Source organism: Streptomyces sp. NBC_00572 (assembly GCF_026341815.1).
In the GTDB taxonomy this organism is placed as follows: Bacteria; Actinomycetota; Actinomycetes; order Streptomycetales; family Streptomycetaceae; genus Streptomyces.
The window spans coordinates 316182-342093 of the sequence record NZ_JAPENX010000003.1 but is presented as its reverse complement, the minus strand read 5'-3'; the positions used below and the strand labels follow the sequence as shown (position 1 = coordinate 342093).

The 25912-nt window shown below is 71.6% G+C and carries 26 protein-coding genes; 21 read left to right on the top strand and 5 right to left on the bottom strand.

What is annotated here, in order from left to right; genetic code table 11:
• Positions 1 to 126: 126 nt before the first annotated feature.
• Positions 127 to 1113, bottom strand: a complete 987-nt coding sequence (locus OG514_RS38295) for an alpha/beta hydrolase (RefSeq protein ID WP_266902953.1) — start codon at positions 1111 to 1113, stop codon at positions 127 to 129.
• A 50-nt stretch (positions 1114 to 1163) separates the two neighbouring features.
• Complete coding sequence (locus OG514_RS38290; RefSeq protein ID WP_266902951.1) at positions 1164 to 4046, bottom strand: LuxR family transcriptional regulator; 2883 nt, start codon at positions 4044 to 4046, stop codon at positions 1164 to 1166.
• A 288-nt stretch (positions 4047 to 4334) separates the two neighbouring features.
• Between OG514_RS38290 and OG514_RS38285 the strand changes: the two genes are divergently transcribed.
• The 20 genes from OG514_RS38285 (at position 4335) to OG514_RS38190 (ending at position 22572) form a co-directional block, all read left to right on the top strand.
• On the top strand, positions 4335 to 4997 hold the full coding sequence (locus OG514_RS38285) for a hydrolase (protein ID WP_266902949.1): 663 nt from the start codon (positions 4335 to 4337) through the stop codon (positions 4995 to 4997).
• A gap of 5 nt (positions 4998 to 5002) precedes the next feature.
• The gene (locus OG514_RS38280) at positions 5003 to 5524 is read left to right on the top strand and encodes a DoxX family membrane protein (protein WP_266902947.1); all 522 of its coding nucleotides are present in this window, start codon (positions 5003 to 5005) and stop codon (positions 5522 to 5524) included.
• 82 nt (positions 5525 to 5606) lie between these two features.
• A complete protein-coding gene (locus OG514_RS38275; protein ID WP_266902945.1) occupies positions 5607 to 6191 on the top strand; it encodes a Dps family protein in 585 nt (194 codons plus the stop codon).
• The gene (locus OG514_RS38270; protein ID WP_266902943.1) at positions 6191 to 7618 is read left to right on the top strand and encodes an NAD(P)/FAD-dependent oxidoreductase; all 1428 of its coding nucleotides are present in this window, start codon (positions 6191 to 6193) and stop codon (positions 7616 to 7618) included. Before OG514_RS38275 ends, OG514_RS38270 begins: the two co-directional genes overlap by 1 nt.
• A gap of 55 nt (positions 7619 to 7673) precedes the next feature.
• Positions 7674 to 8501: an alpha/beta fold hydrolase gene (locus OG514_RS38265; RefSeq protein WP_266902941.1), complete on the top strand. Its 828-nt coding sequence runs from the start codon at positions 7674 to 7676 to the stop codon at positions 8499 to 8501.
• Positions 8502 to 8536: 35 nt separating this feature from the next.
• Positions 8537 to 9490: an alpha/beta hydrolase gene (locus OG514_RS38260; protein ID WP_266902939.1), complete on the top strand. Its 954-nt coding sequence runs from the start codon at positions 8537 to 8539 to the stop codon at positions 9488 to 9490.
• 17 nt (positions 9491 to 9507) lie between these two features.
• Entirely contained in the window at positions 9508 to 11391 is a 1884-nt protein-coding gene (locus tag OG514_RS38255; protein WP_266902937.1) for an amidohydrolase, read from the top strand.
• A gap of 15 nt (positions 11392 to 11406) precedes the next feature.
• A complete protein-coding gene (locus OG514_RS38250; protein WP_266902935.1) occupies positions 11407 to 12138 on the top strand; it encodes an acetate uptake transporter family protein in 732 nt (243 codons plus the stop codon).
• A gap of 43 nt (positions 12139 to 12181) precedes the next feature.
• A complete protein-coding gene (locus OG514_RS38245; RefSeq protein WP_266902933.1) occupies positions 12182 to 12508 on the top strand; it encodes a GNAT family N-acetyltransferase in 327 nt (108 codons plus the stop codon).
• 52 nt (positions 12509 to 12560) lie between these two features.
• Positions 12561 to 13286: an alpha/beta fold hydrolase gene (locus OG514_RS38240; protein ID WP_266902931.1), complete on the top strand. Its 726-nt coding sequence runs from the start codon at positions 12561 to 12563 to the stop codon at positions 13284 to 13286.
• Between the two features lie 296 nt (positions 13287 to 13582).
• The gene (locus OG514_RS38235; protein ID WP_266902929.1) at positions 13583 to 14419 is read left to right on the top strand and encodes an alpha/beta fold hydrolase; all 837 of its coding nucleotides are present in this window, start codon (positions 13583 to 13585) and stop codon (positions 14417 to 14419) included.
• Between the two features lie 178 nt (positions 14420 to 14597).
• Complete coding sequence (locus OG514_RS38230; protein WP_266902927.1) at positions 14598 to 15695, top strand: LLM class flavin-dependent oxidoreductase; 1098 nt, start codon at positions 14598 to 14600, stop codon at positions 15693 to 15695.
• The gene (locus OG514_RS38225; RefSeq protein ID WP_266902925.1) at positions 15692 to 16306 is read left to right on the top strand and encodes an FMN reductase; all 615 of its coding nucleotides are present in this window, start codon (positions 15692 to 15694) and stop codon (positions 16304 to 16306) included. Before OG514_RS38230 ends, OG514_RS38225 begins: the two co-directional genes overlap by 4 nt.
• A 136-nt stretch (positions 16307 to 16442) precedes the next feature.
• On the top strand, positions 16443 to 17288 hold the full coding sequence (locus OG514_RS38220) for a HipA family kinase (RefSeq protein ID WP_266902923.1): 846 nt from the start codon (positions 16443 to 16445) through the stop codon (positions 17286 to 17288).
• Positions 17285 to 17668, top strand: a complete 384-nt coding sequence (locus tag OG514_RS38215; protein WP_266902921.1) for a DUF3037 domain-containing protein — start codon at positions 17285 to 17287, stop codon at positions 17666 to 17668. Before OG514_RS38220 ends, OG514_RS38215 begins: the two co-directional genes overlap by 4 nt.
• A 205-nt stretch (positions 17669 to 17873) precedes the next feature.
• Positions 17874 to 18635: a 3-oxoacyl-ACP reductase FabG gene (gene fabG, locus OG514_RS38210; protein WP_056555413.1), complete on the top strand. Its 762-nt coding sequence runs from the start codon at positions 17874 to 17876 to the stop codon at positions 18633 to 18635.
• Positions 18636 to 18664: 29 nt separating this feature from the next.
• Positions 18665 to 19432, top strand: a complete 768-nt coding sequence (locus OG514_RS38205) for an SDR family oxidoreductase (protein WP_266902914.1) — start codon at positions 18665 to 18667, stop codon at positions 19430 to 19432.
• A 148-nt stretch (positions 19433 to 19580) separates the two neighbouring features.
• Complete coding sequence (locus OG514_RS38200) at positions 19581 to 21158, top strand: ABC transporter substrate-binding protein (RefSeq protein WP_266902912.1); 1578 nt, start codon at positions 19581 to 19583, stop codon at positions 21156 to 21158.
• A 186-nt stretch (positions 21159 to 21344) separates the two neighbouring features.
• Positions 21345 to 22028 (top strand): uracil-DNA glycosylase, encoded by a 684-nt coding sequence (gene ung / locus OG514_RS38195; RefSeq protein WP_266902910.1) that lies wholly within the window; start codon positions 21345 to 21347, stop codon positions 22026 to 22028.
• 70 nt (positions 22029 to 22098) lie between these two features.
• Positions 22099 to 22572, top strand: coding sequence for a hypothetical protein (locus OG514_RS38190; protein ID WP_266902908.1), 474 nt, complete (start codon positions 22099 to 22101; stop codon positions 22570 to 22572).
• Positions 22573 to 22651: 79 nt separating this feature from the next.
• Here the strand turns inward: OG514_RS38190 and OG514_RS38185 are convergent, their stop codons facing one another.
• The 3 genes from OG514_RS38185 to OG514_RS38175 all read right to left on the bottom strand — a co-directional run bounded on the left by OG514_RS38185 (position 22652) and on the right by OG514_RS38175 (position 24566).
• On the bottom strand, positions 22652 to 23134 hold the full coding sequence (locus OG514_RS38185; protein ID WP_266902906.1) for a hypothetical protein: 483 nt from the start codon (positions 23132 to 23134) through the stop codon (positions 22652 to 22654).
• A gap of 221 nt (positions 23135 to 23355) precedes the next feature.
• Positions 23356 to 23883, bottom strand: coding sequence for a DinB family protein (locus OG514_RS38180; RefSeq protein WP_266902904.1), 528 nt, complete (start codon positions 23881 to 23883; stop codon positions 23356 to 23358).
• A gap of 65 nt (positions 23884 to 23948) precedes the next feature.
• Complete coding sequence (locus OG514_RS38175) at positions 23949 to 24566, bottom strand: TetR/AcrR family transcriptional regulator (RefSeq protein WP_266902902.1); 618 nt, start codon at positions 24564 to 24566, stop codon at positions 23949 to 23951.
• A 101-nt stretch (positions 24567 to 24667) separates the two neighbouring features.
• On the opposite strand from OG514_RS38175, the gene OG514_RS38170 reads away from it, so the two are divergent.
• Complete coding sequence (locus OG514_RS38170) at positions 24668 to 25855, top strand: FAD-dependent monooxygenase (protein WP_266902900.1); 1188 nt, start codon at positions 24668 to 24670, stop codon at positions 25853 to 25855.
• Positions 25856 to 25912 lie beyond the last annotated feature (57 nt).

Genomic DNA, 25912 nt, shown 5'->3' with positions numbered 1-25912 from the left:
GACCTCTTGTCATGGTCGTGCGGACGCTACCTGGAGAGCGTCGGAACAGCAGGAAATCCAGTATCGAACCATCTGCCGTCGTCGCCATCAGTCACCCGACTGGTGCTCTGTCGTCCCCGGCCGCTCTCACCGCAGGCGAGCGCGGAGGAACCGGCCGCCGAGCCGTACGGCCGCCCGCGTCGACGGGCTGTTGCGCAGTGCGGTCAGTGACACGAAGTCGTGGACCGTGCCCTGGAACCGTGCCGCGGTCGCGGCGACGCCGGCCCGGAGCAGCCGGCCCGCGTACTCCTCAGCCTCGTCCCTGGCGACGTCGGCCTCCGCCGTGACGACCAGCGCCGGCGGCAGTCCCGCAAGCGCGTCCGTACTCGCACGCAGCGGGGCCGCGGTCGCCTCGTCCCGCTGCCGGGGATCTGCCGCGTACTGCCGCCAGTATGACTGTACGGCCTCCCGCGTGAGTGGATACCCCGTGGCGAAGAGCCGTTGTGACGGGCTGTCGCAACGGGCATCGGTAAGGGGGTAGTACAGGAGTTGGGCGCGGATCTCCGGACCCCCGCGCGCCCGCGCCAGCAGCGTGAGCGCCGTGGCAAGAGTGGCCCCCGCGCAGTCCCCGGCGACCGCGAGCCGATCGGTGTCGAGCCCGAGCGACTCGCTCTGTCCTACCGCCCAGGTCAGCAGGTCGTAACACTCTTCGAGGGCGACCGGATAGCGGCTCTCGGGCGTGCGGCTGTACTCGGGAACGACGGCCGCGACACCGGCTTCGCGCACCAGCTCACTGATGAGCCAGGCGTGCGTATGCCCGTCGCCCAGCATCCAGCGGCCCCCGTGGACGTAGAGCAGGGTGGGGAGCCGGCCCGTGACCTCGGTCGGCCGCACGACCCAGAAGCCCACCAGACCGGTGGGCCCCACGGGCGCCGCGTGGAAGGTGGCTTCCACGTCGAAGTCGTCCATCCGATCGCCCTGAGCCTCCTGCAACGCCTGGCGGGCGGCGCCCGGTTCGAGCTCGTGGAGGTACGGGGGCGTCGAAGCGGCGTCGACGAGCCGCTGCACCAGTGGATCCAGGATCGCGGGCGGCGGCTGCTCGGGGTCGGCCTCCCGGTCGGGCTCCGGCTGCATTCGTTCCGCCTCTCGCTCGGGCCCCACAGGGTGTGAGTCGTTTGCACACGTCAGCTGTCGCGCAGGACATCCCGGAGTTGATGACGGCTGCTGACGCCGAGCTTGGGGTAGACGTTGTAGAGGTGCGAGCCCACGGTACGCGGCGAGAGAAACAGCCGCTCGGCGATCTCACGGTTCGACAGACCGCGGGCGGCGAGTCGCGCGATCTGCTGCTGTTGGGCGGTCAACTCGGCCAGCCGCTCGTCAGAGGTGGACGCGGAGGCGTCGGCGACCCCTGCCGCGCGCAGCTCACCGCGGGCCGCGTCCGCGAGGACCCGGGCTTCGAGTCGCGCCGCCACCTCCAGGACCGCGGTCAGCTGGGCGCGGGCCTCCAGGGGCCTTCGGCGCCTGCGCAGCCAGATCGCGTAGTGCAGACGGGCATGTGCCCGCTCCAGCGGCCAGGTGTCTCCCTCGGGATTGACCAGAGCCAGTCGGAAGTGGTGCTCGGGATCCGCTTCCTCGTCGACGAGGGCCGCCGCGTGGTGCATGAGGAGCGTCATGCGGGTCGTCGGTCGCTCGCCCACGGACTCCCGCACCGCGCCGAGGACGCGCGCTGCCTCGTTCGTGCGGCCGACGCGCTGTGCGGCGGTGGCCAGTTCACTGATGCAGCGAGGGGACAGGAAGCGGACGAGTGGCGTTCCGTCCTCCCCGAAAAGGGCCCGGAGATGACGGAACGCACCCTCAGCGTCCCCCAGGGCCAGTGCGTGAAGTCCGCTGGCGCGCAGCATCCTGACGCGAGTGGCCCGGTTCTCACCGAGGTTGACGGAGCGCCAGTGGCGGCCGGTGAAGGGGATGTCCGGAAGGCTGTCGCCACGCAGGGCTCGCAGCGTCACCTCCAGTGCCTCCAGATCCATGTCGACACGGGGCGACGGGTGGACGAGCGCGGCCGAGCGTCCTTCCTCGATCAGGGTGTGGGCTTCCTGCCATCGGCCCATGGCGACGAGGGTGTCCACGTGATGCGGAAGAGTCCACAGCCGCGAGCCCCAGGCCCCCCGGGCGACGTGCAGCGCGCTCGCCTGTCGGTGCAGCTCCGCGCACTGCTCCGACTCGTCGGTGTAGTAGGCCACCGAGGCATGGGCCAGCAGCCGGGTCAGTGCAGCCGACCCGTCGACCGGTCCGAGCGGTCCGGACGACGGGACGTGCGCCCGGCGGGGGGTTCTGTGGCTGCGGCCGTGGCTGTCGGCATCGAGACCTACCGCCACGGAGGCGTCCAGGGCTGCCAGGACTCCGGGCCCGTCGAGCCTGGGGAACGGGTGCGGGGCCACCGGATCGGTACGCCCGGCGGGCAGGGCGTCCACCCAGCGCTCGGCACGGTCGTCGCCCCTGTCGACTGCGGCCCCGGCCACCCGGCGGGCATGGTCGAACAGGCGGGGCAACTCCTCGTGGTGCTCCGGCAGACCGGACTGGTGGGCGATCGCCGCCGCGAGCGCGGTGAGTACGAGGGAGGTGGTGGCGGTATGCGGGGGAGAGTGCCGCCACACGTCCAGCAGAAGCCCGAAGGCCTCCCGCTGGTACGAGAGAAGCGACAGTGCGGCGGCCGTGGCACAGCCCGCCACGCACCGCAGGTCCCGGTCGTGGGCGACCCGGGAGAACTCCGCGTACAGGTCGCGGACCCATTCCGGATCCCCGAGATCGCTCACCGCGACCATTGCCGCGGCAAGGCGGCGGGCCCGGTCCTCGTCGTTCCCGCTGAGCCGCGCCGCCTGCTCGAACGCCTCCGCCGAAGCGAAACGGTCCCCGACCCGCAGGGCGTGGACAGCGGTCGTCCGCTCCAGGGCATCGGCCACCTCCTCGTCGGGGCCGATCGCGGCCGCGGCCAGATGCCAGGCCCTGTAGGCCGGGTTCTGGCCCACCGCCGTCGCCAGGTCCTGATGGGCCTGCTGCCGCAGCTTCGCGGGCTGCCGGTGGAACGCCGCCGTACGGATCAGTGGATGGCCGAACGCGAGGCTGCCGTCGGCGACGCCGATCAGGCCGGCCTCCTCCGCCGGGGCCCACACCGTCAGGTCGTCCGTGCCCAGGGCGGCCATGACGATGCGGAGTCCCTCGTCGCGCAGCGCGGCCGACGCATAGAGCAACGCACGCTGCGTGTCCTCCGGGAGCAGGTCCAGACGCGCGGAGAACACCTGAGGGGTCCGCAGGGTGCGGCCCGCCTCCGAGTCGAGTGAGGCCGACCCGGCACCGACGCCCGATGCCCGATTCAGCTCGACGATCGCCAGGGGATTGCCCTCCGCCTGCCGAAGCAGGCCCAGTCGGTGCCGCCCCCGGGGTGCGTGGGGCTGGGCGTCCAGCAGCCGGGCTGCCGCCCCGCGGGACAACGGCCCGAGCCTGAGGACGGGAAGATCAGCCGGAACTCCTGCCGGGGGAGCTTCGCCACGTGCGGTGAACAGCATGGTCACCGTCTGATCCGTGAGCCGCCGCCATACGGAGAGCAGGACCTCCAAGGAGGCGTCGTCGCAGTCCTCGGCGTCGTCCACCGCCACCATCACCTGGCTCGACCGGGCGAGGCGGGTCATGAGCGCGAGCGTGGCGGCACAGAGCGTACGCCGTTCCTCCGGCCCGGCTCCCGCACCCCGGTCCACGACGGAACGGAGCACTTGCCGCCAGTCCTCCGCAACGGTGTCCGGGACGTCCTGCACCGGCAGAAGCAGCTGGTGCAGGGAGGCGAAGGGGGTCGGCCGCTCCCCGCCCCAGCCCCGCACCGAAAGAACCAGGGCCCCCCGTGCCGCAGCCGTCTCCTCGGCGAACCTCAGCATCCGGGACCTGCCGCTGCCGGTCTCCCCGAGCACGAGCAGACCCTGCGGACCGGAGCGCACGTCCAGGCACCGCAGGATCCGGTCCATCTCCTCCTCACGGCCGATCGGCACAGCCGCGCGTCCCGCCTCGTACTCCGTCATCGCACTCCGACTCCCCGCGCGAGGCGGCTGGTGACCGCCCCTACGCGGATGCTGTCATAAGGCAGGTAATTTCGGCCGACCCGCCCCACTGGCTGCGAGGGCGAGCAGGGCGTCGACTTCGCGTGAGTGCACCGGCTGTACCCCGTACCGACCGGGCAGTAGTGCGCTGTCGTGCCAACTCCTGGGCACGGGGAGAAAAGTCGGTCGGTCGGGCCGCTCGTAGTTTTCGGGTGTGCCGAGCCGCGAAACGCGGACGGCACGGTACCGACTGCTCCGAAAGGACCCCTCATGTTCGACATCACCAAGGTGCAGGCCGCCCCGAGCGCGGACCTCCTTACCCCTGACAACGCCGTCATGCTCTTCGTGGACCACCAGCCGCAGATGTTCTTCGGCACCGGGAGCGGCGACCGCGCCGCGATCATCAACAGCACCGTGGGTCTTGCCAAGGCGGCTCAGGCATTCGACGTGCCCGCCGTCCTGACCACGGTCGCCGCCGAGTCGTTCTCCGGGCCCCTGCTGCCGCAGCTCGCCGAGGTGTTCCCCAAGAACGAGGTCATCGACCGCACGACGATGAACGCCTGGGAGGACGAGGCGCTCGTGGCGGCGGTCAAGGCGACCGGGCGCAAGAAGATCATCCTCTCCGGCCTGTGGACCGAGGTCTGCCTGGTGCTGCCCGCTCTCTCCGCGCTGGAGCAGGGATACGAGGTGTACGTGGTCTCCGACGCCTCCGGCGGCGTCAGCCCGGCCGCCCACGAGCACGCGCTCCAGCGGATGATCGCCGCCGGCGCGGTGCCGGTGACCTGGGTGCAGGTGCTCCTGGAGCTGCAGCGCGACTGGGCGCGCCAGGAGTCGTACGGCGCGGTCATGGAGATCGTCAAGGCCCACGCGGGCGCTTACGGCCTGGGTGTCGTGTACGCGCAGAGCGTCATCGGCGCGCACGCGGCCGGCTGACCTCCTTGGACACCGGCATTCTGATCCTGCGTCTGCTGGTGGGCCTGCTCGTCGCCGGCCACGGGGTGCAGAAGATCAGCTCACACCTCGGCGGCAGGGGACTCGAAGGCGGCACGGAGGAGTTCCGCGCCGACGGGTTCCGCGGCGGAGCCCTCACCGCACTGGCGGCGGGCGGTGGCCAGATCGGATCGGGTCTGCTGCTCGCCGCCGGCCTCCTGACCCCGCTCGCCGCCACCGGGACCATCGGGGTCATGACTGTCGCCCTCACCGTGAAACGACACGACGGCCTCTGGGTGCAGAACGACGGGTACGAGTACCCGCTCGTCCTCATCGGCACCGCCGCCGCACTCGCCGCCACCGGACCCGGCGCCTGGTCCCTCGACGCGACCCTCGGCCTCACGCCGTACCCGCTGTGGTGGGCGGCCCTCGCGCTCGTGGCCGGTGTCGGCAGCGGGCTCCTCACCCGGCTCGTACTGCACCGGGCAGCCCCGGCGGCGCCGCAGAGCGCCGCCCGCGGCGAGCGCTGACCGCGAGCCACACAGACCGGGTCCGGCCGCTCCGCGCCCCCCGACCGGACGGCCGGGCCCTCCCACCTTCCAGGAGAACTCGATGGAAACCACGACCACCGCACCCCCGCGCGGCGGCGGCCAGCCGCTGCTGCACCAGAAGGGCGCCGAGACCCAGACGTTCGGCACGCTCAAGCAGCTGCCGATCGGCCTCGGCCACGACACCCGCATGTACGCGTGCCAGCGGCTGAACCGCGTACTCGCCGACACGCAGATCCTGTACTCCCTCTACAAGAAGCACCACTGGCTCATGCGCGGGGCGACCTTCTACTCGCTCCACCTCATGCTGGACAAGCACGCGGAGGCCCAACTGGCCATCGTGGATGCGCTGGCCGAGCGGATTCAGAGCCTCGGCGGCGTCGCGGTAGGAGACCCGCGCCACGTCGCGGAACTGACCGCGATTCCCCGACCGCCAGACGGCGTGGAGCCGGTCCCCGTCATGCTGTCGCGGCTCCTCGACGCGCACGAGCGGATCCTGATCGACGCGCGGGACGCCGCCGCCCGGATCTCGGCAGAGGGCGACGAGGGCAGCACCGACCTGCTCATCTCCGACGTCATCCGCACCGGCGAGGCGCAGGTGTGGTTCCTGGCCGAACACCTCGTGGACACACCCTTGGTGCGCGGCTGATGGAGGACACGTACGACGTCGTCGTGGTCGGCGGCGGGCCGGGCGGAGAAGTCGCCGCCGACCGGGTCGTCCGGTCGGGGCTGACCGCCGTCGTCGTCGAGGCCGAGATGGTCGGCGGCGAGTGTTCCTACCGGGCATGCGTGCCGAGCAAGGCCCTGCTGCGTCCCGGTGCGGCCAGGGAGGCCGCACAGTCGGTCGACGGGGCACGGCAGGCGGTGACCGGGGCGCTCGATCCGGCGCACGTCCTGGCCCGCCGCGACCGGTTCACCGGCCGCGGTGACGACACCGGTCAGGCCGACTGGCTGAGCGGCGCCGGCATACCTCTCGTACGAGGGCACGGGCGGCTCGCCGGGGAACGCCGCGTGGAGGTGACCGGGGCCGACGGCGCGGTCCGTACCTTGCGGGCGCGGCTCGCGGTCGTCCTCAGCCCCGGCACGGCACCCGTGCTGCCGCCGGTCGAAGGGGTCGACCGGATCGGTGTGTGGACCAACCGGCAGGCGACCACGGCCGATGTGGTGCCCGAGCGACTCGTCGTGATCGGCGGGGGAGTGGTGGCCTGCGAGATGGCCACCGCGTGGCGCTCGCTCGGCTCCTCCGTCACCCTGCTCGTCCGCGACCAGGCCCTGCTGACCGGCTGGGAGCCGTGCGCCGGCGAAGAGGTGACCCGCGGTCTGATTGGTTTGGGCGTCACGATCCGTTTCGGGGTTTCGGCGACCCGGGTCGCTCGTGACGAGACCACCCTCGCCGTGACCGTGGAGACCGACGACGGCGCCACCCTCGTGTGCGACGAGGTGCTTGCCGCGGTCGGCCGTCGCCCGCGTACTGCGGACCTCGGTCTGGAGACCGTCGGCCTGCCGGCCGGTGGCTGGCTCCCGGTCGACGACACCTGCCGCGTCACCGTCCTCGACGGGGACTGGCTCTACGCCGTCGGCGACGTGAACCACCGGGCGCCGCTGACCCACATGGCCAAGTATCAGGCCCGCGCCTGTGCCGCGGCGATCGCCGAGCGGGCCGTGGGTCATCCGGCCGGCACCGGCGGTCGGATGGCCTGGAACGCGGAGGCCGACCACGTCGCCGTCCCGCAGGCCGTGTTCACCCATCCCGAGATCGCGAGCGTCGGTCTCACCGAACGCGCCGCACGCGAAGCGGGTATCGCGGTACGCGCGGTGGAGTACCGCATCGACGACGTCGCGGGAGCCGCGCTGTACGCCGACGACTACCGCGGTCACGCCAAGCTCGTCGTCGACGAGACGCGGGGAGTCGTCGTCGGCTGCACGCTCACCGGCCCGATGGCGACCGAACTCATCCACACGGCCACCGTCGCCATCGTGGGAGAAGTCCCGCTCAAGCGTCTGTGGCACGCCGTTCCCGCCTTCCCGACGGTCAGCGAGGTCTGGCTGCGCCTCCTTGAGGCGTACGGCCTCTGAGGCGACCGCCGCCCGTCCCTCCGCGCCCACCCAAGCACCCGACAAGGAACCGCACATGCTTCCCACGAAGCGCACCCTCACGCTCGCCCTCGCCCTGCCCGCGACACTGGCCACCCTGATCGGCGCCGCACCCACGGCCAGCTCGCCTGCCGCAGGCACCGACCGGCACGCGCCCAAGCCCACCATCGTCCTGGTCCACGGGGCGTTCGCCGACGCATCCAGCTGGAGCGGCACGATCAAGCGTCTGCGCCGTGCGGGCTACCCCGTCGTCGCCACCGCCAACCCGCTGCGCGGTCTCGCCGACGACACGGCCTACCTCCGCGGCGTGCTGGCCGGCGTCGACGGCTCCGTCGTCCTGGTCGGCCACTCCTACGGTGGCGCTGTCATCAGCGGTGCCGCCGTGGGCGACAGCCGCGTGAAGGCCCTCGTCTACATCGCCGCGTTCACCCCCGACAAGGGCGAGAGCGCGGCCCAGCTGGCCGCCAAGTTCCCCGGCTCCACCCTCGGCGAGACGGTGAACCCGCAGTCGTACCCGCTGCCCGGCGGTGGCACCGGCACCGAACTCGTCATCGACCAGGCCAAGTACCACCGTCAGTTCGCCGCCGACGTCCCCGCCGCCGACGCGGCGGTCATGGCTGCCACCCAGCGCCCGGTCGCCACCTCCGCGCTGGAGGAGAAGGCCGGGGAAGCGGCGTGGAAGACGATCCCGTCCTGGGCGCTCATCGCCACCGCCGACAAGAACATCCCGCCGGCAGCCGAGCGATGGATGGCCCGGCGCGCCGGCTCCCGCACCACCGAGGTGGACGCGTCGCACGCCGTGGCCGTCTCCCGCCCGGCGGTGGTCACCGACGTGATTTTCGACGCCGCGCGCGCCATCCGCTGAGCACCCACCCGTACGTCCTACGAAGGAGAACCCTCATGCCGAACACACCGACTCTCGAACCCGCCGCCCAGGCCTTCGCCGACGCCACCGCCCAGCCGCCGTACCTCTACCAGATCCCCGTCGCGGACGGCCGCAAGGCCGTGGACGGCGTTCAGAGCGGTGAAGGCGTCCCCCTGCCCGCCGTCGACGAGGAATGGGTCACCGTCCACGGCGGCCCGACCGGTGACGTCCGCGCCCGCATCGTCCGCCCGCGCGGCGCCACCGGCCCGCTCCCCGTCATCCTCTACATCCACGGCGCCGGCTGGGTCTTCGGCAACGCCCATACCCACGACCGGCTCGTCCGCGAACTCGCCGTCGGCACCCGTGCGGCCGTCGTCTTCCCCGAGTACGACCTCTCGCCCGAGGCCCGCTACCCCGTCGCCATCGAGCAGAACTACAGCGTCGCCCAGTGGATCGCCCGCGAGGGACACCACAAGGACCTCGACGGCACCCGGATCGCCGTCGCGGGCGACTCGGTCGGCGGCAACATGACCGCCGCCCTCACCCTCATGGCCAAGCAGCGCGGCGATGTCCGCCTCACCCACCAGGTCCTCTTCTACCCGGTCACCGACGCGAGCTTCGACACCGACTCGTACCACGCCTTCGCCGAGGGCTACTTCCTGCGCCGCGACGCCATGAAGTGGTTCTGGGACCAGTACACGACCGAAGAGGCCGAGCGCGCGCAGATCACCGCCTCGCCGCTGCGCGCCACCACCGAGCAGCTCACCGGCCTGCCGCCCGCCCTGGTCATCACCGCCGAGGCCGACGTCCTGCGCGACGAGGGCGAGGCGTACGCGGCGAAGCTCCGCGCCGCCGGAGTCCCCGTCACCGCCCTTCGCGTCCAAGGGGTCATTCACGACTTCGTCATGCTGAACGCGCTGCGCGAGACGCAGGGCGCGGAGCTCGCCATCGGTCTCGCCGTCGACACCCTGCGCAAGGCCCTGGCGTGACCGGGCCGTCGACTCGCATGACCGGGCCGTCGCCGAGCATGCCCGTCGCGGGCCTCGTGCCCGCCCTGCGCCAGGAACACGCGCAGGTCGACCTCCTCGTCCGCAACGCGAAGGTGTTCACCGGCGACCCCGACCGTCCCGAGGCCCGCGCCGTCGCGATCCGCGACGGCCGGGTCGCGGCCCTCGGCGACGACCACGACCTCGCCCACCTCGTCGGCCCGGGGACCAAGGTCGTCGACGCCCTCGGCCGCCGGGTGATCCCCGGCCTGAACGACTCGCACCTGCACGTCATCAGGGGCGGCCTCAACTACGTCCTGGAGCTGCGCTGGGACGGGGTACGCAGCCTCCGCCACGCCCTCGCCATGCTGCGCGAGCAGGCCGGCCGTACGCCCAAGGGGCAGTGGATCCGGGTCGTCGGCGGTTGGACCGCGGAACAGTTCGCCGAACGCAGGATGCCGACCGTCGCCGAGCTGAACGCCGCCGCCCCCGACACCCCGGTGTTCGTCCTGCACGTGTACCAGTCCGCCCTGATGAACCGGGCCGCGGTGCGGGCCGCCGGATTCACCCGTGACACGCCAGACCCGCGCGGCGGCCACATCGTACGCGGAAGGGACGGCGAACCCAACGGCGTCCTCCTCGCGGCGCCCAGCGCCCTCATCCTCTACTCGACCCTGGCGAAGGCGCCGGCCCTCGACGAGGCCGACAAGCGCACGTCGACCCGTCACTTCCTGCGCGAGCTGAACCGCTTCGGGCTGACCTCCGCGGTCGACGCCGCCGGCGGGTTCCAGAACTTCCCCGACAACTACGCCACGGTCGTCGACCTCGCCAGGTCGGGGGAGTTGTCCCTGCGGATCGCGTACCACCTGTTCCCGCAGACGGCCGGTCAGGAGCTCGCCGACCTGAAGCGCTGGACCGAGATGGTCAAGCCCGGGGACGGGGACGCGTGGCTCCGGCTGAACGGCGCGGGCGAGAACCTCACCTGGGCCGCCGCGGACTTCGAGAACTTCTCCGAACCCCGCCCCGAACTGGGGGGATATGAGCTGGAGTTCGAGAAGGCCGTCCGGCTCCTCCTTGAGAACGGCTGGGGCTTCCGGCTCCACGCGACCTACGACGAGACGATCCGCCGCGACCTGGCCGTCTTCGACAAGCTCGCGGAGGAAGGACTCTTCCCTGGCGGCAACCGCTGGCTCTTCGACCACGCCGAGACCGTCTCGGCCGACAGCCTGGACCGGATCGCCGCCCTCGGCGGCGCCGTATCCGTCCAGAACCGCATGTCCTTCCAGGGCACCGCTTTCCGTGACCGCTACGGCGCCGAGGCCGCCGCCCACGCCCCGCCGGTCCGGGCCATGCTCGACCGGGGCCTGACCGTCGCCGCAGGAACCGACGCCACCCGCGTCTCCTCGTACAACCCGTGGGTCGCACTCCACTGGCTGGTGACCGGGCGCACTGTCGGCGGCACAGCGCTCCACCCGGCCGGCAACCGGATCGACCGCGAGACCGCCCTCGACCTCTACACGCGCGGCGGAGCCCGGCTCACCGGCGAGCAGGACGTCAAGGGAAGCCTGCGGGACGGTTGGTACGGCGACCTCACGATCCTGTCCGACGACTTCCTGACCGTGCCCGAGGACGTCATCCCCGAGATCGAGTCCGTGCTGACCGTCGTCGGCGGCCGCATCGTCTACGCGACCGCGGAGTACGAGGGACTCGACGAGGCCGTCCCGCCGGTCAGCCCGGAGTGGAGCCCGGTGGCCCACTTCGGTGGCTACCAGAGCGGTGCCCGCCAGGCGTCGCTCGTGGCCGAGGCCGTCGCCGAGTCCGAGCAGCACCGCCGGTGGCGCGTCGCCCGAGGCTCCACTCCCGAGACGCCTCCGCCGTTCCTCGACCCCTGCTTCGAGCACTGAACGAGAGATCCCACGATGAGTACTGACTCCGCCCCCGCCGACGACGGGCCCGCCGGCGGGCCGGACGCCGACCCGGGGCGCCGCTTCGAGCCGGACCTCCGGTCGATGACCCGGATCAACCTGCGACCCATCGCCTCACCCATGCCGCTGGGCTTCTTCACGGTGGCGATCGCCTCCGTGATGACGGGATGCATGCAGCTCGGGCTCTTCGAGGCCGAGGCACGCGGCGCCGTCGCCCTCTGCGTACTGCCCGCCTTCGCCCTGCAGTTCCTCGTGAGCATCCTGGCCTTCGGCGCCCGTGACGTGATCGCGGCGACGCTCATGGCCGTCTTCGCCGGCAGCTGGCTGGCCTACGCACTCGTCATGTTCAGCAGCGCGGCCGACGGTCCGCGCGTGCTTGGCGTCTTCAATCTGGCGCTCCTCTGCTTCGGGGCGCTGATGACCGCTGTGACCCGGCCCAAGCGCGCACTGTGGCTCGTCCTGGCGGTCTCCCTGCCCCGCTGGGCCGCCACCGGTCTGTCGGGTCTCACCGGCGCCGAATGGCTCACGCGCACGTCCGGGGTTCTCGGACTCCTGGTGGCGCTCGTCGCGATGTACGCCGCGTTCGCCCTGATGTTGGAGGACATGCGCAGCGAGGAGGTCCTGCCCATCGGCCGCAGTGGCCCCGCCCACGCCGCAGTGGAGGGCGACCTCGCGGTCCAGCTCCGGAACCTGGAACGTCAGGCAGGCGTGCGCCGCACGCTCTGAACACCACCTACACCCTGTACACCGCAAGCGCACAGGAGCACCCATGGAACCGCAGGTAGTGGACCGCCCCGAGAAGTCCCGGTACGAGGTCCTCGCCGGTGACGACGGCACCGAGACCGCAGGCTTCGCCGAGTACTTCCTCTCGGAGGACGAGTCGGAGGGCGAGATCGCGTTCATCCACACCGAGATCGATCCGCGCTTCGCCGGCCGGGGCCTGGGCGGTCTGCTCGCCCAGGGAGCCCTCGACGACGCCCGCGCACGCGGACTGCACGTCCTGCCGTACTGCCCCTTCATCCGGGGGTGGATCCGCAAACACCCCGAGTACGCCGACCTGGTGCCCGAGACGCGCCGCCCACGCTTCGGCCTGTGAGACACGACGCTTCCGCCTTCCACACCCCGACCACGCCCCGAGGAGTTCACTCATGTCCCGACACGCCCGCCCCACCGTCGTCCTGGTCCACGGCGCCTTCGCCGACGCCTCCAGCTACGCCCGCGTCATCCCCGAACTGACCGCCGCCGGTCTGAAGGTGGTGGCCCCGGCGGTGCCCAACCGCAGCCTCGTCGACGACGCCGCGTACATCGCCTCGGTCGTCCGTGCCGTCGAAGGCCCCGTGATCCTCGTGGGGCACTCCTACGGCGGCGCCGTCATCACCCTCGCCGGCGCGGAGGACAACGTCCGCGCGCTGGTCTACCTGGCCGGATACGCCTTGGAGGAGGGCGAGAGCCTCGGCGAGCTGCAGGGGCGCTTCCCCGACTCCGGCCTCGCGGACGCGCTCGTCTACACGCCGTTTCCCGTGGCGGGGTCCGACGAGACCGGCACCGACGTCTCGGTGGAGGTTGAGAAGTTCCCCGAGGTCTTCGCCGCGGACGTCGCCCCCGAGCTCGCGGCGGTGCTCGCTGTCTCCCAGCGCCCCCTGGCCGCAAGGGCCTTCGCGGAGGCGGCGCCGGTCGCGGCGTGGAAGAGCAAGCCCTCGTGGGGCCTGGTCGCCACCTCCGACCGGACCATCAACCCCGATGTGGAGCGCTACGGCTACAAGCGTGCCGGCATGACCACCGTCGAGGTCGACTCCTCGCACCTGGTCATGCTCGCCCAGCCCAAGGCCGTGGCCGAACTGATCCAGGACGTGGTCCGGTCCACCGCCCACTGACGTATGGCCAGGCTCGGGGGCCGTGCCGGCCCACCCTTCGGGGTGGGCGGCAAGGCGGTTTGTGCTGCCACAGTCGGGCCCGCGTTCCCGCCCGCCCCGACCAGCCAAGCAGCGGGTCGTTTCTGCCTCCAGGCACAACCACAGGCAGGAATCGCGGGAGCAGGCAGAACGCTGCACTCATGGGCAAGACGCAGTGCGTGGCGAGACAACAGGCGGTGCTTCCCCGACCGTAGCGTGGCGGCGTTCCGTACCGCACCGACGCACGGACCAGCCACTTCGCATCGAGGAGACAAGCCATGCCGTACATCACCGTGGGCCAGGAGAACACCACCCCCATCGACCTCTACTACGAGGACCACGGCGCCGGGCAGCCGGTCGTCCTCATCCACGGGTTCCCGCTCGACGGCCACTCCTGGGAGCGCCAGAGCGCCGCGCTCCTCGAAGCCGGCCACCGCGTGATCACGTACGACCGCCGCGGCTTCGGGCAGTCCTCGCAGCCGACGACCGGCTACGACTACGACACCTTCGCGGCCGACCTGAACACCGTGATGGAGACCCTCGACCTGAACGACGCCGTCCTCGTCGGCTTCTCCATGGGCACCGGAGAGGTCGCCCGCTACGTGTCCACGTACGGCTCCGCCCGCGTCTCCAAGGTCGCCTTCCTGGCCTCCCTGGAGCCCTGCCTGCTCAAGACCGAGGACAACCCGGCCGGCGTCGCCCCGAAGGAGTTCTTCGACGGAATCGTCGCCGCCGTCAAGGCCGACCGCTACGCCTACTACACGGCCTTCTTCAACGACTTCTACAACCTCGACGAGAACCTGGGCACGCGGATCAGCGAGGAAGCGGTCCGCAACAGCTGGAACACCGCGGCAGGCGGCGGCTTCTTCGCCGCGTCCGCCGCCCCGTCGACCTGGTACACCGACTTCCGCGCCGACATCCCGGCCGTCGACGTGCCCGCCCTGATCCTGCACGGCACGGCCGACCGCATCCTGCCCGCGGAGGGCACCTCGCGCCCCTTCCACAAGGCGCTCCCCTCCGCCGACTACGTCGAGATCGAGGGCGCCCCGCACGGCCTGCTGTGGACCCACGCGGAGGAGGTCAACACCGCCCTCCTCGCCTTCCTGGCGAAGTGACGCCCCACCCGCCGGTTCACACGGGGTGAGCGCATCGCCGCGCGGCAGCCGGGGGAACCGGCCCGGCTGCCGCGGTGGGTGATGCCGGAACCCTGGCGTCACCCCGCCTTCCACGGCCACGGCCATGGCCGCCGCCACCGCCGCAGGATCCAGACATGACCAGGAGAGCAGAGACTTCATGCAGTTCGGCATATTCACCGTTGGGGACGTGACCCCCGACCCCACCGACGGCCGTACTCCGTCGGAACACGAGCGCATCAAGGCGATGATCGCCATCGCCCTCAAGGCCGAAGAGGTCGGCCTGGACGTCTTCGCGACCGGCGAGCACCACAACCCGCCGTTCGTCCCCTCGTCCCCGACCACCCTGCTCGGCTACATCGCCGCCCGCACCGAGAAGCTGATCCTGTCCACCGCCACGACGCTGATCACCACCAACGACCCGGTGAAGATCGCGGAGGACTACGCGACACTCCAGCACCTGGCCGACGGCCGGGTCGACCTCATGCTGGGGCGCGGCAACACCGGCCCGGTGTACCCGTGGTTCGGACAGGACATCCGTCAGGGCATCAACCTCGCCAAGGAGAACTACGCGCTGCTGCGCAGGCTGTGGCGCGAGGACGTCGTGGACTGGGAGGGCACGTTCCGTACGCCCCTGCAGGCTTTCACGTCGACACCCCGGCCGCTGGACGGCGTCCCGCCGTTCGTCTGGCACGGCTCCATCAGGTCCCCGGAGATCGCGGAGCAGGCCGCGTTCTACGGCGACGGCTTCTTCCACAACAACATCTTCTGGCCGGCCGACCACACCCGGCGCATGGTCCAGCTGTACCGGCGGCGGTACGCCCACCACGGCCACGGCCGCCCGGAGGACGCCGTCGTGGGCCTCGGCGGCCAGGTCTTCATGCGGAAGAACTCCCAGGACGCAGGACGGGAGTTCCGCCCCTACTTCGACAACGCACCCGTGTACGGTCACGGCCCGTCGCTGGAGGACTTCACCGAGCAGACCCCGCTGACGGTGGGCTCTCCTCAGCAGGTCATCGAGCGGACCCTGACCTTCCGGGAGAGCGTCGGCGACTACCAGCGCCAGCTCTTCCTGATGGACCACGCCGGCCTGCCCCTGAAGACCGTCCTGGAGCAGCTCGACATCCTCGGCGAGGAGGTCGTGCCCGTGCTGCGCAAGGAGTTCGCGAACGGGCGTCCCGCCGACGTTCCGGACGCACCGACGCACGCGGCACGGGTCACCGCCGCCGCGACGCAGCGGGGAGCGACCGCCGCATGAAGCTGACCGTCGTTTCCGCGGGGCTGAGCACGCCCTCCTCCACCCGCCTGCTCGCCGACCGGCTGGCCGAGGCGGCCCGCGACGAACTCGTCGACCGGGGCCACACCGTGTCGATCGAGGTCGTCGAGCTGCGCGCACTCGCCGGGGACATCGCCAACCACTTCGTGACCGGTTTCGCGCCGCCGCGACTGGCCGCCGCGATCGAAGCGGTGACGGGAGCCGACGGCCTGATCGCCGTGACTCCGGTGTTCACGGCCTCCTACAGCGGGCTGTTCAAGTCCTTCTTCGACGTGATCGCCCCGGACGCTCTCACAGGGCAGCCGGTCCTGGTCGCGGCGACGGGCGGTACCGCTCGCCACTCCCTTGTCCTGGAGCACGCCCTGCGCCCGCTCTTCGCCTATCTGCGCGCCACCGTCGTTCCCACCGCGGTGTACGCGGCGTCCGAGGACTGGGGATCAGGGGGAGACGAGTACGCCGACGGCCTGCCCGCGCGCGTCCGGCGGGCGGGCGGCGAACTGGCCGCGCTCATGGCGGCTCGCCCGCCCCGGGCCGAGCCCGAGGAAGACGTCACCGCCCTCGAACGGCAACTCGCCGACCTGCGCTTCGACTGAGGCCGGGGGTCCTGCACCCGAGCGACCGACCGAACTCCCCGCGTACTCCCCCGAGGATGACGGAGCATTCCCCGGCGAGGGGGAGGGGCCGGTTGAGTGCCTGTGCTCCGCTCAGTCGGGCCGATAGCCTGGGAAAATGCTTACAGAAGTGACAGCGACCCGCTATGTCACCCCCTTGCGTGAGGGCGGCTCGCTCCCCGGGATCGTCGAGGCCGACGACCTCGGTACCTACGTCATGAAGTTCACCGGCGCCGGACAGGGCCGCAAGACCCTCGTCGCCGAGGTCATCTGCGGGCAGCTCGCCCGCAGGCTCGGTCTGCGGGTGCCGGAGCTCGTCTCCATCCAGCTCGACCCGGTGATCGGGCTCTCCGAGCCCGACCAGGAGGTGCAGGAGCTGCTCAAGGCGAGCGGCGGGCTCAACCTGGGCATGGACTTCCTGCCCGGCTCGCTGGGCTTCGACCCGCTGGCCTACGAGGTGGACCCGGCGGAGGCCGGCAAGGTCGTCTGGTTCGACGCGGTCATCAACAACGTCGACCGTTCCTGGCGGAACCCGAACATGCTCGTCTGGCACGGCGACCTGTGGCTCATCGACCACGGCGCCACCATGATCTGGCACCACAACTGGCCGGGTGCCCAGGCCTCCGCGGCCAAGCCGTACGACGCCTCCGACCACGCGCTCGCCCCCTACGCGCCGGACGTCGCCGCCGCGGCAGCCGAGCTGGCGCCGCTCGTCACCCGCGAGCTGCTCGACGAGGTCGCCGCCGACGTGCCCGACGAGTGGCTCGTCGACGAGCCCGGCTTCGGCAGCACGGACGAGGTGCGCGCCGCCTACGTCGCGGCGCTGCTGCCGCGCGCCGCCACCATCCACGAGCGGATCACGCTCGGCCCGCGAACCGAGAGCCGGCCGCAGCAGCCGCCCGGCTGGCTCGCCGAGCGCCTCGCGCCCCGGACGCACTCCACCGAGAAGGACAGCACCCCGTGACCGACCGCGATGTCTTCGAGTACGCGCTGCTGCGCGTGGTGCCGCGGGTCGAGCGCGGCGAGTTCTTCAACGCAGGCGTGGTCGTCTACTGCCGCGCCCGGTCCTACGTGGCCGCCCGTACGCACCTGGACGAGGCGAAGCTGTCGGTGCTCGATCCGGCGGCCGACGTGACCGGTGTCCGGGCCGCGCTGCGTGCGGTCGAGGGGGTCTGTCTGGGGGGTGACGCGGCCGGTCAGGCCGCGGGTGACGACGCCGGGCGGCGCTTCCGCTGGCTGATCGCGCCGCGTTCCACGGTCGTCCAGCCGGGGCCGGTTCACACGGGACTCACCGCCGACCCGGAGGCCGAGGTGGAGCGGCTGCTGGACCTCCTCGTGCGCTGAGCGGGCCTGCCCGCCTGCTGCCCGTCTCCGTGTCCGGCGACGGGGAGTGACCGGGTGCACCCGGTGGGCCGTTGACACCGGGTGCCAGGGCTTCTAGCGTCTCGTTCTGCGGACGATACTAAGCGGTCGCTCATGTGCGGGACGCAGGAGCGGGTGGCCGGTTCGACCGCGACCAGGGACGATCCAAGGGCGAGGAGAACCAAGCATGTCCACCACCGAGCAGCGCGTAGCCGTCGTCACGGGTGCCGCACGGGGTATCGGGGCCGCCACGGCGCTCCGCCTCGCGGCCGAGGGCCGCGCCGTCGCCGTACTCGACCTCGACGAGGCGGCCTGCAAGGACACCGTCGAGAAGATCACTGCCGCGGGCGGCACCGCCCTCGCGGTCGGCTGCGACGTCTCCGACAGCGCCCAGGTGGAGGCCGCCGTCGCGCGGGTCGCCGCCGAGCTCGGCGCGCCGACGATCCTCGTCAACAACGCGGGTGTGCTCCGCGACAACCTGCTCTTCAAGATGTCCGAGTCCGACTGGGACCTCGTCATGAACGTGCACCTCAAGGGTGCCTTCCTGATGGCGAAGGCCTGCCAGAAGCACATGGTGGACGCGGGCTTCGGCCGGATCGTCTCGCTCTCCTCCTCCTCGGCGCTCGGCAACCGCGGCCAGGCCAACTACTCGGCCGTGAAGGCCGGTCTCCAGGGCCTCACCAAGACCCTCGCCAAGGAGCTCGGCAAGTTCGGCATCACCGCCAACGCCGTCGCCCCGGGCTTCATCGTCACCGAGATGACCGCGCAGACCGCCGAGCGCGTCGGCATGGGCTTCGAGGAGTTCCAGGCCGCCGCCGCGTCCATGATCCCGGTGCAGCGCGTCGGCCGCCCCGAGGACGTCGCCAACGCCATCGCCTTCTTCGCGGGCGACGACGCCGGCTTCGTCTCCGGCCAGGTCATGTACGTGGCCGGCGGCCCGCTCAACTGACGACCGGCACCGAGAGGAGCAAGGCACACATGACCACACAGGCACGGCCGGAACTGTCCGGCAAGGTCGCCCTCGTCACCGGCGCGAGCCGGGGCATCGGCTACGGCATCGCCGAGGCGCTCGTCGCCCGCGGCGACCGGGTCGTCATCACCGGACGCGGCGAGGAGGCCCTCAAGGAGGCCGTCGAGCGCCTCGGCGCCGACCGGGCGATCGGCGTCCCCGGCAAGGCCCACGACGAGGCCCACCAGGCCACCGCCGTGGAGGCGGCGATGGACGGCTTCGGCCGGGTGGACTTCCTGATCAACAACGCCGGTACGAACCCGGTCTTCGGCCCCATCGCCGACCTGGACCTCGGGGTGGCCCGCAAGGTCTTCGAGACCAACGTGGTCTCCGCGCTCGGCTTCGCCCAGCGGACCTGGCACGCCTGGCAGAAGGAGCACGGCGGGGCGATCGTGAACATCGCCTCGGTCGCCGGCGTCTCCGCCTCGCCGTTCATCGGCGCTTACGGGATCAGCAAGGCCGCGATGATCAACCTGACCATTCAGCTGGCCCATGAATTCGCCCCGCTCGTGCGGGTCAACGCGATTGCCCCGGCGGTCGTGAAGACGAAATTCGCGCAGGCGTTGTACGAGGGCCGGGAGGCGGAGGCAGCCGCCGCCTACCCGCTCGGGCGACTCGGCGAGCCCGAGGACATCGGCGGCGCGGCCGCCTTCCTCACCTCCTCCCAGTCGGAGTGGATCACCGGCCAGACGCTCGTCGTCGACGGCGGGATTTTCCTGAACGCCGGAGTCGGGTGACCGATAATCGGACACTTTCCGGATTTCATGTCCGGATTGACCCCGGTTATACGTCGAATGCCTTAAGTGCCCCGTCAGGCTCGAAGATTGACCTGACGGGGTGCTGCGGTATCGTCGGCCGACCCGTGGCTGAACGAGGAGCGTGCACGTGTTCAACCGGACCAGTCTGCAGGCCGCTGCAGCCCTTGTGTCCATATCCCTGGTAACCGGATGCAGTGTCTTCTCGGACAGTGATTCCGCCGGGGATCAGAGAATCGTCGTCGGTACGACGAGTTCTCCCACCACGCTTGACCCGGCTGCCGCCTGGGACAATTCCTGGGAGCTCTTCCGGAATGTCTTCCAGACCCTGGTGAGTTTCCCTACGGGCAGCACGATCCCGGATTCGGATGCCGCGGACTGCAAGTTCTCGGACACGTCGAGCCGTGTCTTCGAGTGCAAGCTCGTGGAGGGCCTGACCTTCTCCAACGGGCACAAGCTGGACGCCAAGGCCGTGCAGTACTCGATCGAGCGCATCCGCACGATCAACCACAAGGGCGGCCCCAACGGCATGCTCGGCTCGCTCGACAAGATCGAGACCGTAGGCGACCGGACCGTCGTCTTCCGGCTCAACAAGTCGGACGCCACCTTCCCGTTCGTCCTCGCCACGCCGGCGATGTCGCTCGTGGACCCGGCCGAGTACCCGGCCGACCAGCTCCGCAAGGACGGCAAGCTCACCGGCTCGGGGCCGTACGTCCTCGACTCGTACACCGAGCGCGACAAGGCCGAGCTGACCAAGAACCCCACGTACAAGGGCTTCGCCGACCGTAAGAACGGCGGCGTCACCATCCGGTACTTCGACGAGTCCGACGCGATGGTCGCCGCGCTCAAGGAGAAGGAGATCGACGCCACCTACCGCGGCCTCACCGCCGAGGAGGTCATCGAGCTCCAGGACGACAAGCCCGAGAACAAGGGCCTTCAGATCGTCGAGTCGACCGGCGCCGACATCCGCTACCTGGTCTTCAACACCCAGGACCCCTCGGTCTCCAAGCTCCCCGTCCGCCAGGCCATCGCCCAGGTCGTCGACCGCGACGAACTGGTCAACAAGGTCTACCAGGGCACGGCCGAGCCCCTGTACTCGATGGTGCCCAAGGGCATCGCGGCTCACACCACCAAGTTCTTCGACCGCTACGGCGACCCGAGCGCCAAGAAGGCGAAGAAGATCCTCCGCGACGCCGGCATCACCGAGCCCGTCGAGCTGACCTTCTGGTACACGACGGACCGGTACGGCTCCTCGACGGCCGCCGAGTTCAAGGAGCTCAAGCGTCAGCTGGAGGAGTCCGGCCTCTTCGACGTCACCATCCAGGGCAAGCCCTGGAAGGAGTTCCAGGAGGGCTACCACAAGGGCGAGTACCCGGTCTTCGGCCGCGGCTGGTTCCCCGACTTCCCGGACCCGGACAACTTCGTGGCGCCGTTCATCGGCAAGGAGAACGTCCTCGGTACGCCCTACGTGAGCCCCAGGATCACCGGCGAGCTGCTTCCGAAGTCCCGTCGCGAGAGCGACCGCGGGACGGTCACGGACGAGTTCGTGGAGGCCCAGGAGATCATGGTCCAGGACGTCCGGCTGCTGCCGCTGTGGCAGGGCAAGCTGTACATCGCGGCCCGTGACGACATCGGCGGCGGCGAGCGCGCGCTCGACCCGCAGACGGTCATGCAGGTCTGGGAGCTGTACCGCAGGGCCAGCTGGTAGCAGGACCCGCAGGACCCGCAGGACCCGCAGGACAGGCAGTACACGCAGGACGGGCACGACACGCAGGACCGGCAGGACTCGCCGGACTCGTGGAGTCGGCCGACGCAGGACCGCGGGGGCCACTGTCAGTGGCCCCCGGTAGGTTCTTGGACGTAGATCAGGAACGTCCACCGGAGGTTGTTGACCGTGACCGACACCAGCATGCTGCCCGAGTCCTGGCGGGGTGTTCTCGGCGAGGAGCTCCAGAAGCCGTACTTCGCGCAGCTCACCGAGTTCGTCGAGGAGGAGCGCGCCAAGGGACCGGTCTTCCCCCCGAAGGACGAGGTGTTCGCCGCCCTCGACGCCACCCCGTACGACAAGGTGAAGGTCCTGATCCTCGGTCAGGACCCCTACCACGGCGAGGGGCAGGGCCACGGCCTCTGCTTCTCCGTCCGGCCCGGGGTGAAGACCCCGCCCTCCCTGCGGAACATCTACAAGGAGATGCAGGCAGAGCTCGGCCACCCGATCCCGGACAACGGCTATCTGATGCCGTGGGCCGAGCAGGGCGTCCTGCTGCTCAACGCCGTGCTGACCGTCCGCTCCGGCGAGGCGAACTCGCACAAGGGCAAGGGCTGGGAGAAGTTCACCGACGCGGTCATCACCGCGGTCGCCTCGCGGCCCGACCCCGCCGTCTTCGTCCTCTGGGGCAACTACGCGCAGAAGAAGCTGCCGCTCATCGACGAGGAGCGGCACGTGGTGGTGAAGGGCGCCCACCCGTCGCCGCTGTCGGCGAAGAAGTTCTTCGGATCGCAGCCCTTCACCCAGATCGACGCGGCCGTCGCGGCCCAGGGACACGAGCCGATCGACTGGCGCATCCCGGACCTCGGCTGAGCCTCGGCCCGATCGGGGCCGTGTGCGGCTAGCGTCGGCTCTCCCAGTGGGTGAGCGGGTGGAGGTCGCGGTGACCGAGCAGCAGCAGGTGTCGGACGACGGGGTCATGACCAGGATCGGGCAGGCCATGATGCTGCTCCACGGCGGCGACCGCGAGGAGGCCCGCAATCGTTTCGGGCTCATCTGGCAGCAGATCGGCCCCGACGGGGATCCGCTGCACCGGTGCACCCTCGCGCACTACATGGCGGACGCCCAGGACGACCCCGACACCGAGCTGGCCTGGGACCTGCGGGCCCTGAGCGCGGCCGAGGGCCTGGCGGAGGAGCGGCTCGCCGAGCACGGCTCGGCGGTCGCCCTCCGCGCGCTGTACCCCTCGCTCCACCTCAACCTGGCCGCCGACTACGTCAAGCTCCAGCGGCCCGACGCCGCCCGGGTCCATCTGGACCGGGCCCGCGCCGCGTCGGACCACCTCGACGACGACGGCTACGGAAACGGGGTCCGGGCCGCGATCGAGCGCCTTGAGCTGCGTCTTCGGGGGCTGTGAGGCGGCAGGGACGGGCGGCGGGGGGCGCGGCGGGCGGTGCGGCCGCCTGGCTCGGCTGCCGGCCTCGGCGGCCTGGGCCTCAGCGGCCGTACGTGCCGTGGCAGATTCTCGACTGGTCGCTGCCCGGCGCCCAGCCGCCGTACCGCTCGCCGAGGTCGCAGACGTCCGCCCGGGAGACCGGCGGGGTCTTCGGCAGATCGGAGAGCCCGTGCAGTCCGGGGAGCGCCTGGCGGGCCGCCGGGTGCGGACGCTCGCGCTGCCGCGGCACGGCCTCCTTGCGCGGCGCCTCCGTGCGGGGCGGGGCCACTGTGCGCCGGTGCACCTCGGACGTGGGCGCCGCGCGGGGCCTGGCGGACGGCGGGGGAGCGGGGAGCGCCGCTTCGAGAGCCTCGCGGGCCGGTCCCTCGACGATCTGCGGGGCCACGTCCTGGGCGGGGCGTACCGTCTCCGCGGCGGGCGCGGGGGCGGGTGCCGTCGGCGGGGCGTCCACCGAGACGCAGCCCGCGAGGGCGGCCACGGCCGCCCCGACCAGGATCTTCGCTGTGGTTCGGGTTCCATGCACCCGCGCAACTCTGCTGGTCCGACGGTGATCTTCGCGCCCCTACCGGCGGGGAATGCCCCACACGGGTGAGGCGCGGCGGGACCGGCCTTGACCCGGTGGCGGGCCCGGTGGCGGGTCATCGGTCGGCCCCTGGTCTGCCACCGGTCGATCAGCGGACGGTCGGCGGGCGTTCAACGGACGGTCAGCGGGCGGTCCGTCGTCGGTCCGAGCGGCCCGCCCGCTCAGTCGCCGGTCGCGCCGTCGATCCGCTCCCGGATGAGGTCCGCGTGCCCGTTGTGGCGTGCGTACTCCTCGATCATGTGGAGGTAGATCCAGCGGAGGTTGAAGGGCTCCCCGCTGCGATGCCTGCCCGTGGCCAGGTCGTCGAGACCGTGCCCGGCGGCCAGGACGCGCGCGTGGGCGATCTGCGCCTGCCAGGTGGCGTACGCCTCCTCGTAGGTGTCCTCGTCGGTGATGTGGAGGTCCCGGTCGAGGTCCTCCTCGGTCGAGTAGACCCAGCCCGCCTTCTCGCCGGCCAGGACGTTGCGGAACCAGCCGTTCTCGACCTCCGCCATGTGGCGGACGAGGCCCAGCAGGGTGAGGTCCGAGGGCGGGGCGGAAGGGGTGCGCAGCTGGGCGTCGTCGAGCCCCTCGCACTTCATCGCGAGGGTCGCGCGATGGAAGTCGAGCCACTGCTCCAGCGCTTCGCGCTCGCCCGAGGTGGTGGAAGGGTCGACGCGAGGGACGGATTCGATGCGTTCGGTGGTCATGCGCGGCATCGTCCCCCACGGCCATCGGCCACGCCACCGCTTTCCCGTCGCGCATCCCGGGCGGTTCAGCCCCCGAGCATGCCCCTCAGCAACTCGTCGAAGCCGGTGCGCAGTTCCGCTCTGCTCGGCACCGCCGCATGGAAGGAGCCGGCGGCGCAGGAGAACATCAGCCCTTCGCTCCAGGCGATGAGGGAGAGCGCGTGCCGCTCGGGCTCCGGTGAGCCGGCGGCCGACATCATCGCGACCAGTGGGCCGTGGAAGACGGAGCCGGCGGAGTCGAAGAAGGCGCGGAGTTCGGGGCGGCGGGTGGCCTCCAGGGCCAGTTCGTAGCGGGAGACGAGCAGCGCGCGGTGGTCGGTGAGGTACCGGTGCAGGGCGCGGGAGAGCGCGTCCACGAGGGCGTCCGGCGGCGCGTCGCCGGCGCCCGGCATCTCGTCCGGGGTCAGGACCCGTGACTCCAGCTCCACCTGGCGGCGTACGGCCGTCTCCAGGAGGGCCTGGCGGGTGCGGGCGTGGTTCGACGTCGACCCCTGGGGCAGTCCCGCCCGCTCGTCCACCGCGCGGTGGGTCAGGCCCCGCATGCCGCGCTCCACGAGGAGGTCGAGGGCGGCGTCCCCGATCCGCTCGGCGCGCGACGCGGGGCCTTCCTGGGGGGAGGGGGAGGCGGCGGTGGATGCGGTCATGGGGACAACCTACTACCGAGGCGACTACACCTGTAGTACGGTCGTTCCACCAGACGCACTACACCTGTAGTTTCCTGATCCGAGGGATCCGAGGAGCAGTCATGGAACAGCACCGTGCCGTCATCGTCGGAGCCGGCATCGGCGGCCTCACCGCCGCCGTAGCCCTCCACCGCAGCGGCCGGCAGGTCACCGTCCTGGAGCGCGCCGCCGACCTCGCCCCCGTCGGCGCCGGGATCGGCCTCGCCCCCAACGCCCAGCGCGCCCTGGACGTCATCGGCCTCGGCGACCGCGTCCGCGCCCTCGCCGCCTGGCAGGGCGACGGCGGCATGCGCGCCCCCGACGGCCGCTGGCTCGCCCGTACGAACGCCAAGGCCGCCGCCGCGCGCTTCGGCGGGCCGCTGGTCCTCCTCCACCGGGCCACCCTCGTCGAGATCCTCACCTCGGCCCTCCCCGACGGGACCGTCCGCACCGGAGCGGCCGCCACGCTCGTCGACCCCGGCGACCACCACCGCCCCGCCCGCCTCGCCACCCCCGCGGGCGAGATCGAAGCGGAACTCGTCGTCGCCGCCGACGGCATCCGTTCCGCGACGCGGCACGCCCTCTTCCCCGGGCACCCCGGCCCGCGGTACGCCGGCTGCACCACCTGGCGGGTCGTCGTCCCCGCCCCCGAGCGGCCGTTCGCACCGCACGAGACCTGGGGCGCCGGACGCCTGTGGGGCAGCCAGCCCCTCAAGGACGGCCGGATCTACGCGTACGCGATGGCCGCCGCACCCGCCGGCGGCAGGGCGCCCGACGACGAGAAGGCCGAACTCCTGCGCCTCTTCGGCGACTGGCACCACCCCGTCCCCGAGATCCTCGCCGCCGTCGACCCCGGCCAGATCCTCCGCCACGACGTCCACCACCTGCCCGACCCGCTGCCGGCCTTCCACCGGGGCCGGGTCGCCCTCCTCGGCGACGCCGCGCACGCGATGATGCCGAGCCTCGGCCAGGGCGGGAACCAGGCCATCGAGGACGCCGTCGTCCTCGCCCACCACGCCGGCCCCGCACACGACGTCGACCCGGGCCGCGCGCTCGCCGCGTACACCGCCGACCGCCTTCCCCGTACCACCGCCATCGTCCGCAAGGCCGCCCGCACCGGAGCCGTCACCCTGCTCTCGGCCCGCCCCGCCGTCGCCCTGCGCTCCACGCTCGTCAGCGCCGTCTCCCGCTTCGGCCCGGGCCTCGTCCTGCGCGGCTTCGACGGCATCGCGGACTGGCGGCCGCCGGTGGCCCCGGCCCGGCCCGCGTAAGCTGACCAGCGCGAACGGCCCACCCGTACAGGGCCGGTGAACACGACAAGGGAGACC

What these genes read in the sequence shown, in the direction of transcription:
- OG514_RS38295 (WP_266902953.1), bottom strand. Translation starts at nt 1,113, where the DNA reads ATGCAGCCGGAGCCCGACCGGGAGGCCGACCCCGAGCAGCCGCCGCCC.
- OG514_RS38290 (WP_266902951.1), bottom strand. Translation starts at nt 4,046, where the DNA reads ATGACGGAGTACGAGGCGGGACGCGCGGCTGTGCCGATCGGCCGTGAG.
- OG514_RS38285 (WP_266902949.1), top strand. Translation starts at nt 4,335, where the DNA reads ATGTTCGACATCACCAAGGTGCAGGCCGCCCCGAGCGCGGACCTCCTT.
- OG514_RS38275 (WP_266902945.1), top strand. Translation starts at nt 5,607, where the DNA reads ATGGAAACCACGACCACCGCACCCCCGCGCGGCGGCGGCCAGCCGCTG.
- OG514_RS38270 (WP_266902943.1), top strand. Translation starts at nt 6,191, where the DNA reads ATGGAGGACACGTACGACGTCGTCGTGGTCGGCGGCGGGCCGGGCGGA.
- OG514_RS38265 (WP_266902941.1), top strand. Translation starts at nt 7,674, where the DNA reads ATGCTTCCCACGAAGCGCACCCTCACGCTCGCCCTCGCCCTGCCCGCG.
- OG514_RS38260 (WP_266902939.1), top strand. Translation starts at nt 8,537, where the DNA reads ATGCCGAACACACCGACTCTCGAACCCGCCGCCCAGGCCTTCGCCGAC.
- OG514_RS38255 (WP_266902937.1), top strand. Translation starts at nt 9,508, where the DNA reads ATGACCGGGCCGTCGCCGAGCATGCCCGTCGCGGGCCTCGTGCCCGCC.
- OG514_RS38250 (WP_266902935.1), top strand. Translation starts at nt 11,407, where the DNA reads ATGAGTACTGACTCCGCCCCCGCCGACGACGGGCCCGCCGGCGGGCCG.
- OG514_RS38245 (WP_266902933.1), top strand. Translation starts at nt 12,182, where the DNA reads ATGGAACCGCAGGTAGTGGACCGCCCCGAGAAGTCCCGGTACGAGGTC.
- OG514_RS38240 (WP_266902931.1), top strand. Translation starts at nt 12,561, where the DNA reads ATGTCCCGACACGCCCGCCCCACCGTCGTCCTGGTCCACGGCGCCTTC.
- OG514_RS38235 (WP_266902929.1), top strand. Translation starts at nt 13,583, where the DNA reads ATGCCGTACATCACCGTGGGCCAGGAGAACACCACCCCCATCGACCTC.
- OG514_RS38230 (WP_266902927.1), top strand. Translation starts at nt 14,598, where the DNA reads ATGCAGTTCGGCATATTCACCGTTGGGGACGTGACCCCCGACCCCACC.
- OG514_RS38225 (WP_266902925.1), top strand. Translation starts at nt 15,692, where the DNA reads ATGAAGCTGACCGTCGTTTCCGCGGGGCTGAGCACGCCCTCCTCCACC.
- OG514_RS38220 (WP_266902923.1), top strand. Translation starts at nt 16,443, where the DNA reads ATGCTTACAGAAGTGACAGCGACCCGCTATGTCACCCCCTTGCGTGAG.
- fabG (WP_056555413.1), top strand. Translation starts at nt 17,874, where the DNA reads ATGTCCACCACCGAGCAGCGCGTAGCCGTCGTCACGGGTGCCGCACGG.
- OG514_RS38205 (WP_266902914.1), top strand. Translation starts at nt 18,665, where the DNA reads ATGACCACACAGGCACGGCCGGAACTGTCCGGCAAGGTCGCCCTCGTC.
- OG514_RS38180 (WP_266902904.1), bottom strand. Translation starts at nt 23,883, where the DNA reads ATGACCACCGAACGCATCGAATCCGTCCCTCGCGTCGACCCTTCCACC.
- OG514_RS38175 (WP_266902902.1), bottom strand. Translation starts at nt 24,566, where the DNA reads ATGACCGCATCCACCGCCGCCTCCCCCTCCCCCCAGGAAGGCCCCGCG.
- OG514_RS38170 (WP_266902900.1), top strand. Translation starts at nt 24,668, where the DNA reads ATGGAACAGCACCGTGCCGTCATCGTCGGAGCCGGCATCGGCGGCCTC.